Source organism: Pseudoxanthomonas taiwanensis, from assembly GCF_010093135.1.
GTDB lineage: Bacteria > Pseudomonadota > Gammaproteobacteria > Xanthomonadales > Xanthomonadaceae > Pseudoxanthomonas > Pseudoxanthomonas taiwanensis.
The window spans coordinates 18,185-33,391 of sequence record NZ_PDWK01000003.1 but is presented as its reverse complement, the minus strand read 5'-3'; the positions used below and the strand labels follow the sequence as shown (position 1 = coordinate 33,391).

Here is a 15,207-nt window from a genome sequence, read left to right as displayed (position 1 = left end):
GGGTTTCCTCCCGGAGCACGCCGCGATGATGGTCATCCTGCAGTACCTCCTGCTGGCCGCCGGTATCGCCCTGCTGGCCTGGGGTTACCGGCACAACCTGCGCAACCGCATGCTCGGTGGCGCGCTCGTCCTGTTCCTGGCCGGCATCGCGCCGGACCTGGCGGACGGCTTCGGCGCCGGAGTGCGCCAGAGCTTCGGCTACCACCCGGGCGGGGAGGCGCCCGCGGCCCGGCCCGGGCCGGCGGCCGGCGGCTGAGACGGCCACGCCTCAGTCCGGGATCACCGTGGCATAGCCCTGCTCGCGCAGCAGGCACAGGGCCGCCTCGACCAATTCCACGCTGCGGCCGTGGCGGGCGCCCTCGTGCAGCAGCACGATCGCGCCCGGCCGCAGGCCGCGGCGGAGCCGCTGCAGCACCCGCACCGGGTCGCCGTCCACCGCGTCGTAGCCACGCGTGGTCCAGGCCACACGGGTGAGCCGGTGCGCGCGCAGCGGCGCGGCCACGAAGGGATTGGTGTGGCCGGCCACGGCACGGAACCAGCGCGGCGCCGAGCCGGCCAGCGCCGCCAGGGTGCGCTGCGCCTGGCCGACCTCCTCCGCCATCGCCCGCGGACCCAGCGCCCAGAAGCGGAACTGCGGGTGGGTGTGGGTGTGGTTGGCGACCTCATGCCCGGCCTCGAGGATCGCCGTGACCAGCTCCGGGCGCGCCAGCGCGCGCTCGCCGACCAGGAAGAACGTGGCCCGGGCGCCGTGGCGCGCCAGCGCCTCGAGGATGGCCGGCGTGTCGTCGGAGGGACCATCGTCGATGGTCAGCCAGACCTGGCGCCCGGCGGCGGGCAGGCGCGTCACCACAGGCGCATACAGCCGCACGCGCGGCAGGAACACCGGCACGATGAAGGCGGCGTGGGTCAGCAGCAGCGCCGGCAGGCCCCAGGTCCAGCCCAGGCGCCACCACAGCAGCAGCACCAGCAACTGCGAGGCGGCCGCCCACGCCAGCCAGGCGTGGGGATGCCGGGGGATGCGATGCAGTGTCGCGGCCGCGCTCATCGCCGCATCATGCCACGGGGCGTAGAATGCCGGGTTTCCGGAAAAATCCCCCGCGAGTAGCCATGTCCCTGGATCCCGCCCTGCGTTCGCGCATCGAATCGCTGCTGCAAGCCAACCGTGTCGTGCTGTTCATGAAGGGCCAGCCCGGCATGCCGCAGTGCGGCTTCTCCGCCAAGGCCTGCGGCATCCTCGAGGACCTGGGCGCGGAGTTCGCCCACGTGAACGTGCTGGCCGACCCGGAGATCCGCGAGGGCATCAAGGTCTACGGCAACTGGCCCACCATCCCGCAGCTGTACGTGGACGGCGAGCTGGTCGGCGGCAGCGACATCATGGAGCAGCTGGCCGCCAGCGGCGAGCTGTCGCAGCTGCTGGGCCTGCCGGTGCCGGACCGCACCCCGCCGCAGGTCACCATCACCGACGCGGCCGCCGAGAAGCTGCGCGGCGCCATGGCCGAGGCCGGCCCGGGCATGGCCCTGGCGCTGGCCATCGACGCGCGCTTCCAGCCGCGTTTCCAGATCGTGCCGCGCAACGACAACGCCATCGCCGTGGAGACCCAGGGCCTGCGCCTGCAGTTCGACCTGGGCAGCGCGCGCCGCGCCAACGGCATCACCATCGACTGGGTGGACGATTTCCGCGGCCAGGGCCTGACCATCGACAACCCCAACGCGCCCAAGCCGGTGCAGGCCCTCAGCCCGGCCGAGGCCGACCGCCAGGCGCGCGCCGGCCAGCTGGTGCTGGTGGACGTGCGGCCGCCGGAGGAGCGCGCCATCGCCGCGGTGGCCGCGCCGTTCCGCACCTTCGACGGCAACGGCCGCTCCGAGCTGGAGGCCCTGCCCAAGGACACCCCACTGGCCTTCCTGTGCCACCGTGGCGGGCGCAGCGCCCAGGCCGCCGAGGCCTTCCGCGCGCTGGGCTTCACCCGCGTGTACAACGTCGAGGGCGGCATCGACCGCTGGTCGCAGGAAGTGGACGGCAGCGTGCCGCGCTACTGAGCCGCGCGACCGCCGCCGGCCCGGAACCGCCGCGCCCCGCCGCGGCGGTTTTCTTTTGCGTGGCCGCATCCGGCTTGCGGACGTGGGTGCTTGCGCTGGCCGGGCTCCCCCGAGCCCTCGTTCCGGTGCGGCGGGTGTGCGGTTTCGGCTGTGCCCGTGCCGGCGGTGCGCACGCCCGGGCCCCGGGCGCGGCACCCGGGGCCGCGCGGCGTCAGAAACCGCCGCCTGCGTCCAGCCAGGCTTGTTCCGCGGGGGTGGTCTCCCGGCCCAGGGCGCGGTTGCGGTGGGGGAAGCGGCCGAAGCGGGCGATCACGTCCTGGTGGGCGATGGCGTAGTCCAGGTAGGTCTGCTCGCCCAGCGCCGTGAACAGCGCCACCGAGCGCGCCTGGTCGGCCGGGTCCTCGGAATGTTCGAACGGCAGGTAGAAGAACGCGCGCAGGGCCGGGGCGAAGGCCTGGTCGTGGCCGGCGGCCAGGGCGCGGTCGGCCAGGTGCCGGGCCAGGCCGTCGGTGGCGGAGGCGTGGGCGCTGCCGCGGAACACGTTGCGCGGGATCTGGTCCAGCAGCAGCAGCAGGGCCAGGGCACCCTCGGCCGTGTCCAGCCAGCCGTCCAGCCCGCGCCGGGCCGCGGCCGGGTGCGCGGCCGGGAAGCGCCGCTCGCATTCCCGGTCGAACGCCCCCCCGCCGCCGACCCAGGCCTGCGGGCCCGCCCCGGTCCCGAACCGCACCACCTCCGCCGCCGTGACCTGCGCCATCGCCGCTCCTCCGGTTGCCTGCTGCCAGCCTAACCGCCGTCCCGTGGCCGCGGCGTGCCGAAGCGTGATTGGGCGCAAACGCCAACCATCGGCACATTGCGCCCGGCGCGGGCGGGCGGCTAGGTTCGGGAATCCACCGACCCAGGGGATTCGATCGATGCGACACCTGTTGCTCATGGCGGCAGGCGCCCTTGCCTGCTGCGTCCCACCGGCCGCCTCCGCGGCCAAGTCCCTCGGCCCGGACCCGTCCCCGGGCCCCTACAAGCCGCTGCCGTCCGAACCGGTGCTGCTGCGCAACGCCACCGTGCTCACCGGCACGGGCCAGCGCCTGGACAACGCCGACGTGCTGATGCGTGACGGCCGCATCGAGGCGGTCGGCCCGGGCCTGCAGGCGCCGGCCGATGCGCGCGTGGTGGACGCCACCGGCAAGTGGGTCACCCCGGGCGTGATCGACGTGCACTCGCACCTGGGCGTGTACCCCAGCCCCGGGGTGCGTGCGCACAGTGACGGCAACGAGATGACCAGCCCGGTCACCGCCAACGTCTGGGCCGAGCACTCGGTCTGGCCGCAGGACCCGGGCTTCGCCGCGGCGCTGGCCGCCGGCGTGACCACGCTGCAGATCCTGCCCGGCTCGGCCAACCTGGTCGGCGGCCGCGGCGTGACCCTGCGCAACGTCCCGGCCACCACCTACCAGGCCATGAAATTCCCGGACGCGCCGTGGGGCCTGAAGATGGCCTGCGGCGAGAACCCCAAGCGCGTGTACGGCGGCAAGGGCACCGCCCCGTCCACCCGCATGGGCAACGTGGCCGGCTACCGCGCCGCCTTCATCGAGGCCGCCGACTACCTGGCCAAGCACGGCAAGAAGGAGGAGCAGCCGCGCCGCCGCTGGGGCCGCTCCGGCGAGGACAAGGGCAACGGCAACGGCGGCAAGCGCGACCTGAAGCTGGAGACCCTCGCCGGCGCCATCGCCGGCGACATCCGCGTGCACATCCACTGCTACCGCGCGGACGAGATCAACACCATGATCGACCTGTCCAAGGAGTTCGGCTTCCAGATCGCCGCCTTCCACCACGGCGTGGAGGCGTACAAGGTGGCCGACCGCCTTGCCCAGGAAGGCATCTGCGCGGCGCTGTGGGCCGACTGGTGGGGCTTCAAGATGGAGGCCTTCGACGGCATCCAGGAGAACATCGCCCTGGTGGACCGCCAGCCCAACGGCTGCGCCATCGTCCACTCCGATTCGGAGGAAGGCATCCAGCGCCTCAACCAGGAGGCGACCAAGGTGATCGCCGCGGCGCGGCGCGCCGGCATCGAGATCCCGCCCGAGCGCGCCATCGCCTGGCTGACCGCCAACCCGGCCCGCGCCCTGGGCATCGCCGACCGCACCGGCACGCTGGAGCCGGGCAAGCTGGCCGACGTGGTGGTGTGGAACGGCAGCCCGTTCAGCTCCTACGCGCTGGCCGAACAGGTCTACATCGACGGTGCCCGCGTGTACGACCGCCACGACCCGGCCCGGCAGCCCGTGCCGGACTTCATGCTCGGCCAGACCGTCGCCCCGCAGGGAGGTGTCCGCTGATGCGCACGTTCCGCAACCGTCTTTCCGCCCTGGCGCGCGCCGGCCTGCTGGCCGCCGGCCTGGGCTGCGCCGCCGGCGCCGCCGCGCAGGACCTGCTGATCCGCAACGCCACCGTCCACACCGCCGGCCCGCAGGGCACCCTGCGCGGCGCCGACGTGCTGGTGCAGGGCGGAGTGATCCGCGCCGTCGGCTCCGGCCTGGCCGCGCCGGCCGGCGTGCCGGTGGTCGAGGCCCAGGGCAAGCCGCTGACCCCGGCCCTGTTCGGCGGCATCAGCGGCATCGGCCTGGAGGAGGTCTCCGGCGAGGCGCCGACCGTGGACATGGCGGTCTCGCTCAAGGACCAGCCTGTGCGCCCGGAGTTCGACGTCACCCTGGCCTACAACCCGGCCTCGGTGCTGGTGCCGGTGGCGCGCATGGAAGGCATCGGCTTCACCCTGCTGGCGGCCGACGCCGGCGGCGCCTTCGTCGCCGGCCAGGGCGGCGTGGTGCGCCTGGACGGCAGCGCCGATCCGGTCGGCCCGCGCATGCTGTTCGTGCGCCTGGGCGCCGGCGCCTCCGACCTGAGCGGCAAGTCGCGCGCGGCGCAATGGATGCTGCTGGACCAGCTGGTGGCCGAGGCCCGCGGCAAGGTGCCGGCCGACTCGCCGCACGCCCTGCTGACTCCGGCCGGGCGCGCGGTGCTGGCCCGCTACCTGGCCGGCCAGGGCCGGATCATGGTCAAGGTGGACCGCGCCGCCGACATCCGCCAGCTGCTGCGCTGGGCGCAGCGCGAGCAGGTGCGCATCGCCATCGCCGGCGGCGCCGAGGCCTGGCAGCTGGCCTCCGAGCTGGCCCGGGCCAGGGTGCCGGTGTTCGTCGACCCGCTGGCCAACCTGCCGGCCAACTTCGACCAGATCGGCGCCACCGCGCGCAACGCCGCGCTGCTGCATGCCGCCGGCGTCGAGGTCGGTTTCACCCAGGGCGGCGATGCCTCGCACAACGCCCGCAAGGTGCGCCAGCTGGCCGGCAACGCGGTGGCCCACGGCCTGCCCTGGGAGGCGGCGCTGGCCGGCCTGACCCGGGTGCCGGCACAGGCGGCCGGCGTGGACGACAGGCTGGGCACCATCGCTCCCGGCCGCACCGCCGACCTGGTGCTGTGGACCGGCGACCCGCTGGACGTGATCAACACCGCCGAGCAGGTCTGGCTGGGCGGCCGGGCCATGCCGATGCGCTCGCGCCAGACCGAGCTGCGCGACCGCTACCTGCGCCGCGGCGAGGGCGGGCTGCCGCCGGCCTACATCCGCTGAACCGTTGCCCCTCCACCGGGCCGGCCCGCGCCGGCCCGGCTTTTCCGCAGTCGCCGGGCCCCGGGTTTTGCGCTAGGGTTCGCCTCCACGCCACTGGCCTGGAGGGGGAGCCATGCGTATCGGAATCGTGGTCGACTCGGCCTGCGACCTGCCCAACGACTTCATCCGGCAGCACAACATCGTGCTGCTGCCGATCACCGTCCGCATCGGCGAGGCAATCCTCGCCGACCACCGCGACGAGGAGGCCACGCTGGGCTTCCTGCACGCCCACGTGGCCGAACGCGGCCACGAGGCCGAGACCATCCCGTACTCGGTCGAGCAGATCCGCGACCTGTTCCTGGGCAAGCTGGTGGTGGACTACGACCACGTGTTCTGCCTGACCATCACCAGCACCCGCAGCCCGATCCACGAGCACGCCGTCCAGGCCAGCTTCGCCATCCTCAACGACTACAAGCCGATCCGCCAGGCGGCCGGGCACAACTCGCCCTTCGCGCTGCGCGTGATCGACACCCAGAACCTGTTCGCCGCCCAGGGCGTGGCGGTGGTGGAGGCGGTGCGCATGCGCCAGGCAGGCGCCAGCGTGCAGCAGATCCGCGAGCGCCTGGAGCAGCTGGCCCTGCACACCCACGGCTACATGGTGCCGCGCGACCTGTACTACCTGCGCGCGCGGGCGCGCGCCAAGGGCGACCGCAGCGTCGGCCTGCTCAGCGCCGCGCTGGGCACCGCCCTGGACATCAAGCCGGTCCTGCACGGCCACCGGGGCCAGACCGCGCCGGTGGCCAAGCTCAAGGGCTTCGAGACGGCCACCCAGAAGCTGTTCGACGTCACCGTGCAGCGCATCCAGGAGGGCCTGATGACCCCGACCGTGTGCGTCAGCTACGGCGGCGAGCTGTCCGAGCTGCACGCCCTGCCCGGCTACGCGCGCCTGCGCGAGGCCTGCCAGGCCCACGGCGTGGAGCTGTACGAGAGCCTGATGAGCCTGACCGGCATGGTCAACGTCGGCAAGGGCGCGGTCGTGGTGGGCTTCGCCGCCGGGCCGCACCGCTTCGGCTGATCGGCGGCGGCGCGGCCTGCTAGATTGGCCGCATGGTTCCCCACACGGAGCACGCCATGCCGATCCGTTACCTGATCCGCCTGCCCGATCCCGCGCAGGCGCGCGGCAGCGATCCTGCGCTCTCGTTCACCGCGCAGGGCGCGGAGACCTTCGCCGAACAGCTGCAGGAGGCCCTGCGTACGCAGGGCCTGTTCGAGCGCTGGCGCGCGACGCAACCGGAGCCGGACGAGGTGGATCCCGCGCTGGGCGTGACCGATCCGGCGGCCACCGTGGTCGGCACCCAGCACGACCTGTACATCGACCTGGTCGTGCGCACCTCCATTCCCGGCGACGTGCTGCGCCACCGCCTGCGCCTGCTGGCCGGCAACCGCTGGGAAATGCGCGACGTCAGCACCTGATGGCCCGCCCGGTCCTGCTGGCCTGGAGCGGCGGCAAGGACGCGGCCTGGGCGCTGCACGTCCTGCGCCGGCGCGGGGACGTGGCGGTGGTGGGCCTGCTGTCCACCGTCACCGCCGAGCACGGCCGCGCCTCGCTGCAGGGGGTGCGCCGCGAGGTGCTGCAGGCGCAGGCCGCGGCGGCCGGCCTGCCCCTGCTGGAGGTCGCGATCCCAGCCGCCTGCGACAACGCCACCTATGCCACGGTCATGGCCGATGCCCTGGCGCGCGCGGCCGTGCGCTGGCCGGGCCTGCGCACGGCCGCCTTCGGCGACCTGCTCCTGGAGGACATCCGCCAGTGGCGGGCGCAGCAGCTGGCCCGCGCCGGCTGGGAGCTGCTGACCCCGCTGTTCGGTCAGGACACCGCCGCCCTGGCGCGGCGGATGCAGGCCGAAGGCCTGCGCGCGGAACTGTGCTGCGTGGACACCATGCAGCTGGATGCCGGCTTCGCCGGGCGGCCATTCGACGCGGCGCTGCTGGACGCGTTGCCGGCGGCGGTGGACCCGTGCGGCGAGAACGGCGAGTTCCACACCTGCGTGTGGGCCGGGCCGATGTTCTCCGCGCCGCTGTCCCTGGAACGCGGCGAAACGGTGCTGTGCGACGGCCGTTTCCTGTTCACCGACTACCGGCTGGCCACGGCCGCCGGCTCCGGGCATGGCGGTTGACAGCGCGGCCCGGCCCCGCCGGCCACGTCGACCCACCGTGCGGCGAACGTTCCACCGTGGCGGTTGAACGCGGACCCGGGCCTCCGGCCGGGTCGCCGTGCACGCGGCGCCTGCAGGGTCCCTGTCCGGCGACGCGACGGAGGTTTCCGTCGCGGCACGCGGTGCCAGGGCAAGCGGAGGATCAGAAGCCGGTGGCGGCGGTGGCGTCGCAGGCCTGGCGCAGGAAGTCGAGCGCCGTGCGCACGCGGCCGGCGATCTCCTCGCCCTCCAGGTGCAGCACCGCGTCCACCTGCTCGCCGGCGAAGCGCAGGTGCACGCGCGGTCCGTCCTGGCGCAGCGCACGGATCGAGCCGAAGTGCATGCCATCCGGCCGGCCCACGTAGTCGTCGCCGGCCAGTTCCGACAGCCAGGCCTCGCTGCTGCCGGACCCGGCCGGGTCGACGACGATCAGCCGGGTGGGGCGGATGTCGGCCACCAGATAGGAGCGGCACCCCTCGACCGGATCGGCGTCCACGATCACCGGCAGCGGCTCGAAGCGGCTGCGCAGCCCCTCGCGCGTGGCCTTGGCCTGGATCTCGGACATCATCGAGGACACGTAGCGGTTGCCCGGCAGCACCTGGCGCAGGAACTCCTGCGCGCCGGCCACCGTGCGCTGCGCCGTGCCCACCGCCTCCCCGGCCGCGGCATGGCCTGCCAGCGTGCCGAGCAGCACCGCGGCCGGCAGCTTCCAGCCCCTTCCCCCTCGCATGTCCGTCCCCCTGTGCCTGGTTCCGGGGGACACGATGCCACAGCCCCGGCGCGGCTTCACCGGGGCCGTGTGGGCGGGCTTCAGCCGCGCAGGGCCGCGGCGTGGTGGGCGATGTGCTGGCCGATGAAGCTGGCCACGAAGTAGTAGCTGTGGTCGTAGCCCGGGTGGATGCGCAGGCGCAGTGGATGGCCGGCGTCCTCGGCGGCGGCCTGCAGCAGCTGCGGCCGCAGCTGGCCCTCCAGGAACTCGTCGTCCCCGCCCTGGTCCACCAGCAGCGGCAGCCGCTCCTGCGCCTGCCGCAGCAGTTCGCAGGCGTCCCATTCGCGCCACGCCTCGTGGTCCCCGCCCAGGTAGGCGGTGAAAGCCTTCTGTCCCCACGGCACCTGCGACGGGGCCACGATCGGCGCGAACGCCGACACGCTGCGGTAGCGGCCGGGATTGCGCAGGGCCAGCACCAGGGCGCCGTGCCCGCCCATGGAATGGCCGCTGATGCCGCGTGCGTCCGAGACCGGGAAGTGCGTCTCCACCAACGCGGGCAGCTCCTGCGCCACGTAGTCGTGCATGCGGTAGTGGCGCGCCCACGGCTCGCAGGTGGCGTTAAGGTAGAAGCCGGCGCCCTGGCCCAGGTCGTAGCCCGGGTCGTCGGCCACGTCCTCGCCGCGCGGGCTGGTGTCCGGGGCGACGACGACGATGCCGTGCTCGGCCGCGTAGCGCTGCGCGCCGGCCTTGGTGATGAAGTTCTGCTCGGTGCAGGTCAGGCCGGAGAGCCAGTACAGCACCGGCAGGCGCGCGCCGGGCTGCGCCGCCTGCGGCGGCAGGTACACGGCGAAGTTCATGTCGCAGCCCAGCACCTGCGAGCGGTGCCGGTAGACGTCCTGCCAGCCGCCGAAGCAGGCGCGGTGTTCGATGCGTTCCATGGCCTGTCTCAGTAGTGGATCACGGTACGGATGGACTTGCCCTCGTGCATCAGGTCGAAGGCCTCGTTGATGCGCTCCAGCGGCAGGGTGTGGGTCACGAACGGGGCCAGCTCGATCTCCCCGCGCATGGCCTGCTCGACCATGCCCGGCAGCTGGCTGCGGCCCTTCACCCCGCCGAAGGCGGTGCCCATCCACTTGCGGCCGGTGACCAGCTGGAACGGGCGCGTGCGGATCTCCTGGCCGGCGCCGGCCACGCCGATGATCACGCTCTGGCCCCAGCCGCGGTGCGCGCACTCCAGCGCCGCGCGCATCACCTCGACGTTGCCGATGCACTCGAAGCTGTGGTCCACGCCCCAGCCAGTCATCTCGATGATCACCTGCTGGATCGGCTTGTCGTGGTCCTTCGGGTTGACGCAGTCGGTGGCGCCGAAGTGGCGCGCGAGCTCGAACTTGGCCGGGTTGGTGTCGATGGCGATGATGCGGCCGGCCCTGGCCTGGCGGGCACCCTGGATCACCGCCAGGCCGATGCCGCCCAGGCCGAACACGGCCACGCTGTCGCCGGGCTGCACCTTGGCGGTGTTGTGCACCGCGCCGATGCCGGTGGTCACGCCGCAGCCGAGCAGGCACACGTGCTCGTGGTTGGCGTGCGGATTGATCCTGGCCAGCGAGACCTCCGCCACCACGGTGTACTCGCTGAAGGTGGAGCAGCCCATGTAGTGGTAGACCGGCTGGCCGTTGTAGGAGAAACGGGTGGTGCCGTCGGGCATCACGCCCTTGCCCTGGGTGGCGCGCACCGCCACGCACAGGTTGGTCTTGCCGCTCTTGCAGAACAGGCACTGGCCACATTCGGCGGTGTACAGCGGGATGACGTGGTCGCCCGGCTTGACGCTGGTCACGCCCTCGCCCACCTCCACCACCACACCGGCGCCCTCGTGGCCCAGCACGCACGGGAACACGCCCTCCGGGTCCTCGCCGGACAGGGTGAAGGCGTCGGTATGGCACACGCCGGTGTGGCTGATCTTCACCAGCACCTCGCCGGCCCTGGGCGGGGCGACGTCGATCTCGACGATCTGCAGCGGCTGGCCGGGGGCGAAGGCGACGGCGGCTCGGGATTTCATGGTCGGGCTCCTGGGACGGTGGGACGGCGGATCACTTGAGGTAGCGGCGCACCAGCGCCAGGGTGGCGTCCAGCGCGGCGCGGCGCCGCTGCGGCGGCCCGGCCGGCCGGGCCAGCACCCCGCGCAGATGGCTTTCCAGCACTTCGGACATCAGGCCATTGACCGCGCCGCGCACCGCCGCCAGCTGCTGCAGCACCGGCGCGCAGTCGGCGCCGGCCTCCAGCGCGCGCTCCAGCGCGTCCAGCTGGCCACGGATGCGGCGCACGCGCGCCAGGGCCTTCTTCTTCTCCTCGGGAGAATGCGGCATGGCACAGGCTCCGGCGGATACTCGGGGGGAGTATAGGCCAGGCCGGCGCGGTGGTGGCTTCACCTTGCTGACGAGGGAACGCCGCGCCCTGCTCCGCAGCCGCCGTGTCAGCGGCGACGCGACGGGGCCGGCCGGTCGTGGCGCGGGCACCCGTGCCGGGGACGCGTGCATGCCCCGCCGTTCGGCGCGACAAGGGCATCGGTGGGCGCCCGCGGGATTCGTTCCGGCGGGGCGGAGGCATCGGCATGGCGGGCCGCCACGGGGGATCTCCGTTCCGGCGGGGCGGTTGAACGCGGGTCTGGATCCGCCGGTCGGGTCGCCGCGGACGCGGCTCCTACAGGCGGGCGGCGCATGCTCCTGCAGCCGCCGTGTCAGCGGCGACGCGACGGGGCCGGCCGGTCGTGGCACACGCGCCTGCGCCAGGCGCACCACCCGGCCAACGCCGCCGCGTGCGGCCCACGCGGGTCGGGCACCGGAGGCAGGCCCGGCCGGCGGGCGGGTCAGTAGGCGAACTCGCGGAAGACGCGGTCGATGTCGCCGTTCCAGGGGCCGTGGAACAGGGCGAGCTTGCGCTCGGCCGGGGTCTCGTTGGCCTCGGCGAACTCGACCAGCGGCTCCAGGAAGCGGCTCTCGTCGATGCCGTCGGCGTTGCAGCGGGCGCGGCGGCGCAGGCCGGCGGCGGAGATCTTCAGCGCCTCGATGGCCAGCTCGCGCACGGTGGCGCCGCGGAACGGCAGCTTGAGCGCGTGCCTGGGCACGCCATCACGCAGGGCGTGGCGCTCCTCCATGCTGAAGTCCTTCACCAGGTCCCAGGCCGCGTCCAGGGCCGCGTCGTCGTACAGCAGGCCGACCCAGAACGCCGGCAGCGCACACAGCCGGTTCCACGGGCCGCCGTCGGCGCCGCGCATCTCCAGGTACTTCTTCAGGCGCACCTCGGGGAAGGCGGTGGTCATGTGGTCGGCCCAGTCGCGCAGGGTCGGCAGTGCGCCGGGCAGGCCCGGCAGCCGGCCCTCGAGGAAGTCGCGGAAGCTCTGCCCGGCCACGTCGTGGTACACGCCGTCGCGGTAGACGAAGTACATCGGCACGTCGAGCAGGTAGTCCACGTAGCGCTCGTAGCCGAATCCGTCCTCGAACACGAAGTCGAGCATGCCGGTGCGGTCCGGGTCGGTGTCGGTCCAGATGTGCGAGCGGTAGCTGAGGAAGCCGTTGGGCCGACCCTCGGTGAAGGGCGAATCGGCGAACAGCGCCGTGGCCACCGGCTGCAGCGCCAGCGAGACCCGGAACTTCTTCACCATGTCCGCCTCGGAGGCGAAGTCCAGGTTGACCTGCACGGTGCAGGTGCGGGTCATCATGTCCAGGCCGAGGTTGCCGACCTTCGGCATGTAGGCGCGCATGATCCGGTAGCGGCCCTTGGGCATCCACGGCATGTCCTCGCGCCGCCACTTGGGCTGGAAGCCCATGCCGAGGAAGCCGATGCCCAGCGTGTCGGCCACCTCGCGCACCTCGCGCAGGTGGCTGCCCAGCTCGATGCAGGTCTGGTGGATGTCCTCCAGCGGCGCGCCGGACAGCTCCAGCTGGCCGGCCGGCTCCAGGGTCACCGACGCGCCGCCGCGGGTCAGGGCGATGACGTGGCCGCCCTCCTCCACCGGGGTCCAGCCGAAGCGGGTCAGGCCCTTGAGCAGGGCCTCGATGCCGCGCTCGCCATCGAACGCCGGCGGGCGCAGGTCGTCCAGGCGGAAGCCGAACTTCTCGTGCTCGGTGCCGATGCGCCAGGCCGCCTCCGGCTTTTCACCGGATGCGAGTGTCTCCACCAGCTGGCTGCGCTGGGTGATGGGCGTATCGGCGACGTGGCTGGGGCTCGACAAAGGCGGGCTCGCTGGATCAGGGTGGCGGGAATGGGCGCGGGCGGCCCGCGCTGCGGCACTATATCGTGCCGGCCCGCCGGCCATGTTGCGCGCCCGGCGTCACAGAGTTCCGCCAGACCGGCTCCACGGCCCCCCCGGTCGTGGTGCAGGAAAGCCCTCGAGAGGACCACCATGAGCCGCAAGCAGGATCTCCCCGGCCCCTCCCCGGAAGTGCACCGTACCGCCCGCGTCGGCTGGCTGCGCGCCGCGGTGCTGGGCGCCAACGACGGCATCGTCTCGGTGGCCGGCACGGTGGTCGGCGTGGCCGCCACCGGCGCCGGGGCCGGGGCCATCCTCGCCGCGGGCGTGGCCGCCACCGTGGCCGGGGCCATGTCCATGGCCGCCGGCGAGTACGTCTCGGTCAAGTCGCAGGCCGACACCGAGCAGGCCGACATCGCCATCGAGCAGCGCGAGCTGCGCGAGTTCCCCGAGGCCGAGCTGCAGGAACTGGCCGCCATCTACGAACGCCGCGGCCTGGACCCTGCGCTGGCCCGCCAGGTGGCCGAACAGCTGACCGCGCACGACGCCCTGGCCGCGCACGCGCGCGACGAGCTGGGCATCAGCGAGGAGCTGCGCGCCCGGCCGGTGCAGGCGGCGCTGGCCTCGGCGTCGGCATTCTTCGCCGGTGCGCTGCTGCCGATGCTGGCCGCGGTGCTGGCGCCGGCCGGGGCGATCGGCACGGTGGTGATCGCCGCCACCGTGGCCGGGCTGCCGCTGTCCGGCGCGCTGGCGGCCTGGGCCGGCGGCGCCTCGCCGCTGCGCGGGGCGCTGCGCGTGGGCTTCTGGGGCGTGGCGGCGATGGCCGCCGCGCAGGCGGTCGGCAGCCTGGTCGGGATTTCCGTCTGACCCGGCCGGGCCGGACGGGGCCTACGCCAGCTCCAGCCAGCCGGCCANCCCCGCGCAGGCCTCGTCCACGCCCTGGCGGGTCTGGCTGGAGAAGGCCTGCCCCCCCCCCCCGCCGGCGCCGGCGGCGGCCAGCTCGCGGCGCCCGGCCTGCACCGCCTGCGCCTGCTGGCCGCGGCCGAGCTTGTCGGCCTTGGTCAGCAGCACGTGCGCCGGCAGGCCGCGGGCGACGGCGTAGTCGAGCATCTGCCGGTCGTAGTCCTTGAGCGGGTGGCGGATGTCCATCACCACCACCAGGCCGCGCAGGGCCTGGCGCTGGCGGAAGTAGCCGTCCAGGAACTTCTGCCAGTGCGCCTTCATCTCCATCGGCACCTTGGCGTAGCCGTAGCCGGGCAGGTCCACCAGGTAGCGCTGCGGCGCGACCTCGAAGAACACCAGCTGCTGGGTGCGGCCGGGGGTCTTGGACACCCGCGCCAGGGTGTTCTGCCGGGTCAGGGCATTGAGCGCGCTGGACTTGCCGGCATTGGAGCGGCCGGCGAAGGCCACTTCGTGGCCGCCGTCGGCCGGCAGCTGGGCGGGCGTGTGGGCGGCGCCCAGGTAGCGGGCTTTCTCGAGGGGGTTGGCCATCGGCATAGGATGGCACGGCCGGGGCGGGCCGCGGCACGGACCGGCGTTTCGTTGACCGTACTGCCCCGGCGCGAGGATAATCCGGGTGTTTGCGACCGGGCATCGCGCCGGCCGCGCCGATCGAGTTTCCGGAGCCCAAGCATGCGCCACGCTCGCGTTTTCGTCCTTGCCGGCCTGGCCGTCGCGGTCGTCACCGCCGCCTACGCCGCCCAGACCACGGTCGTGCCGATCCCGGACAGCGAGCCGGTGGAAACCGCGCCGCTGGAGGTGGACCTGGGCAAGACCCACTGGGGCGACGCCGAGGCCGGCCAGGCGAAGGCCGCGACCTGCGCCGCCTGCCACGGCCCGGACGGCAAGTCGATCGATCCGACCATGTACCCGCACCTGGCCGGGCAGAGCGAGCGCTACATCGCCCGCCAGCTGGCCCTGTTCGCCAGCGGCGAGCGCCACACCGGCATGGCCGCGGTGATGGTGCCCTTCGCCCAGGCGCTGAGCCCGCAGGACATGCGCGACGTGGGTGCCTACTTCGCCCAGCTGCCGGCGCCCGCGGGCGTGGCCGACGACGCCGAGGTCACCGACGGCCCGTACGCCGGCATGAAGTTCTACGAGATCGGCCAGAAGCTGTACCGCGGCGGCGACCCGGAGCGCGGCATCCCGGCCTGCATGGCCTGCCACGGCCCGTCCGGCGCCGGCAACCCGGGCCCGGCCTACCCGCGCGTGGGCGGCCAGGTGGCCGACTACACCGCCCGCCGCCTGACCGAGTACAAGGCCGGCGTGACCAGCGAGCGCGACCCGAAGCTGTTCCAGATCATGGCCCAGGTCGCCGGCAAGCTGACCGACCAGGAGATCAGCGCCCTGGCCAGCTACCTGGAAGGCCTGCACAACCGCGCCGACGACGTCGCGGTCGCGGAAGCACCGGGCTCGTGAACTTGCGGAGCGG

At 73.6% G+C, this 15,207-nt stretch carries 17 protein-coding genes; 9 read left to right on the top strand and 8 right to left on the bottom strand.

Annotated features, from left to right (window positions below; all coding sequences use genetic code 11):
• The first annotated feature begins 25 nt into the window (after positions 1-25).
• A complete protein-coding gene (locus CR938_RS01230) occupies positions 26-256 on the top strand; it encodes a hypothetical protein (RefSeq protein WP_162123265.1) in 231 nt (76 codons plus the stop codon).
• A gap of 12 nt (positions 257-268) precedes the next feature.
• Here the strand turns inward: CR938_RS01230 and CR938_RS01225 are convergent, their stop codons facing one another.
• Entirely contained in the window at positions 269-1,045 is a 777-nt protein-coding gene (locus CR938_RS01225; RefSeq protein ID WP_162123264.1) for a polysaccharide deacetylase family protein, read from the bottom strand.
• 62 nt (positions 1,046-1,107) lie between these two features.
• Between CR938_RS01225 and grxD the strand changes: the two genes are divergently transcribed.
• Complete coding sequence (grxD, locus tag CR938_RS01220; protein WP_162123263.1) at positions 1,108-2,037, top strand: Grx4 family monothiol glutaredoxin; 930 nt, start codon at positions 1,108-1,110, stop codon at positions 2,035-2,037.
• A gap of 211 nt (positions 2,038-2,248) precedes the next feature.
• Here the strand turns inward: grxD and CR938_RS01215 are convergent, their stop codons facing one another.
• Positions 2,249-2,791, bottom strand: coding sequence for a DUF924 family protein (locus CR938_RS01215; protein ID WP_162123262.1), 543 nt, complete (start codon positions 2,789-2,791; stop codon positions 2,249-2,251).
• A 157-nt stretch (positions 2,792-2,948) separates the two neighbouring features.
• Between CR938_RS01215 and CR938_RS01210 the strand changes: the two genes are divergently transcribed.
• The 5 genes from CR938_RS01210 to CR938_RS01190 all read left to right on the top strand — a co-directional run bounded on the left by CR938_RS01210 (position 2,949) and on the right by CR938_RS01190 (position 7,803).
• Positions 2,949-4,364, top strand: coding sequence for an amidohydrolase (locus CR938_RS01210; protein WP_162123261.1), 1,416 nt, complete (start codon positions 2,949-2,951; stop codon positions 4,362-4,364).
• Positions 4,364-5,650 carry an amidohydrolase family protein gene (locus CR938_RS01205; protein WP_162123260.1) on the top strand — a complete coding sequence of 429 codons (1,287 nt, stop codon included), beginning with the start codon at positions 4,364-4,366 and terminating at the stop codon, positions 5,648-5,650. Before CR938_RS01210 ends, CR938_RS01205 begins: the two co-directional genes overlap by 1 nt.
• Positions 5,651-5,762: 112 nt before the next feature.
• Positions 5,763-6,704, top strand: coding sequence for a DegV family protein (locus tag CR938_RS01200; RefSeq protein WP_162123259.1), 942 nt, complete (start codon positions 5,763-5,765; stop codon positions 6,702-6,704).
• A gap of 56 nt (positions 6,705-6,760) precedes the next feature.
• Positions 6,761-7,102 carry a hypothetical protein gene (locus CR938_RS01195; protein ID WP_162123307.1) on the top strand — a complete coding sequence of 114 codons (342 nt, stop codon included), beginning with the start codon at positions 6,761-6,763 and terminating at the stop codon, positions 7,100-7,102.
• The gene (locus CR938_RS01190) at positions 7,102-7,803 is read left to right on the top strand and encodes a Dph6-related ATP pyrophosphatase (protein ID WP_162123258.1); all 702 of its coding nucleotides are present in this window, start codon (positions 7,102-7,104) and stop codon (positions 7,801-7,803) included. Before CR938_RS01195 ends, CR938_RS01190 begins: the two co-directional genes overlap by 1 nt.
• A gap of 181 nt (positions 7,804-7,984) precedes the next feature.
• On the opposite strand, the gene CR938_RS01185 is transcribed toward CR938_RS01190, so the two are convergent.
• The 5 genes from CR938_RS01185 to CR938_RS01165 all read right to left on the bottom strand — a co-directional run bounded on the left by CR938_RS01185 (position 7,985) and on the right by CR938_RS01165 (position 12,842).
• A complete protein-coding gene (locus CR938_RS01185; RefSeq protein ID WP_162123257.1) occupies positions 7,985-8,551 on the bottom strand; it encodes a hypothetical protein in 567 nt (188 codons plus the stop codon).
• An 80-nt stretch (positions 8,552-8,631) separates the two neighbouring features.
• Complete coding sequence (fghA, locus tag CR938_RS01180; protein ID WP_162123256.1) at positions 8,632-9,468, bottom strand: S-formylglutathione hydrolase; 837 nt, start codon at positions 9,466-9,468, stop codon at positions 8,632-8,634.
• An 8-nt stretch (positions 9,469-9,476) separates the two neighbouring features.
• A complete protein-coding gene (locus CR938_RS01175) occupies positions 9,477-10,586 on the bottom strand; it encodes an S-(hydroxymethyl)glutathione dehydrogenase/class III alcohol dehydrogenase (protein ID WP_162123255.1) in 1,110 nt (369 codons plus the stop codon).
• A 31-nt stretch (positions 10,587-10,617) separates the two neighbouring features.
• A complete protein-coding gene (locus CR938_RS01170; protein WP_162123254.1) occupies positions 10,618-10,893 on the bottom strand; it encodes a metal/formaldehyde-sensitive transcriptional repressor in 276 nt (91 codons plus the stop codon).
• 500 nt (positions 10,894-11,393) lie between these two features.
• Positions 11,394-12,842, bottom strand: a complete 1,449-nt coding sequence (locus CR938_RS01165) for a glutamate--cysteine ligase (RefSeq protein WP_425502394.1) — start codon at positions 12,840-12,842, stop codon at positions 11,394-11,396.
• An 87-nt stretch (positions 12,843-12,929) separates the two neighbouring features.
• On the opposite strand from CR938_RS01165, the gene CR938_RS01160 reads away from it, so the two are divergent.
• Positions 12,930-13,643: a VIT1/CCC1 transporter family protein gene (locus CR938_RS01160; RefSeq protein ID WP_162123252.1), complete on the top strand. Its 714-nt coding sequence runs from the start codon at positions 12,930-12,932 to the stop codon at positions 13,641-13,643.
• A 21-nt stretch (positions 13,644-13,664) separates the two neighbouring features.
• Here the strand turns inward: CR938_RS01160 and yihA are convergent, their stop codons facing one another.
• A complete protein-coding gene (gene yihA, locus CR938_RS01155; protein ID WP_162123251.1) occupies positions 13,665-14,267 on the bottom strand; it encodes a ribosome biogenesis GTP-binding protein YihA/YsxC in 603 nt (200 codons plus the stop codon).
• Positions 14,268-14,408: 141 nt separating this feature from the next.
• On the opposite strand from yihA, the gene CR938_RS01150 reads away from it, so the two are divergent.
• A complete protein-coding gene (locus CR938_RS01150; RefSeq protein ID WP_162123250.1) occupies positions 14,409-15,194 on the top strand; it encodes a c-type cytochrome in 786 nt (261 codons plus the stop codon).
• The last annotated feature ends 13 nt before the right edge of the window (positions 15,195-15,207 follow it).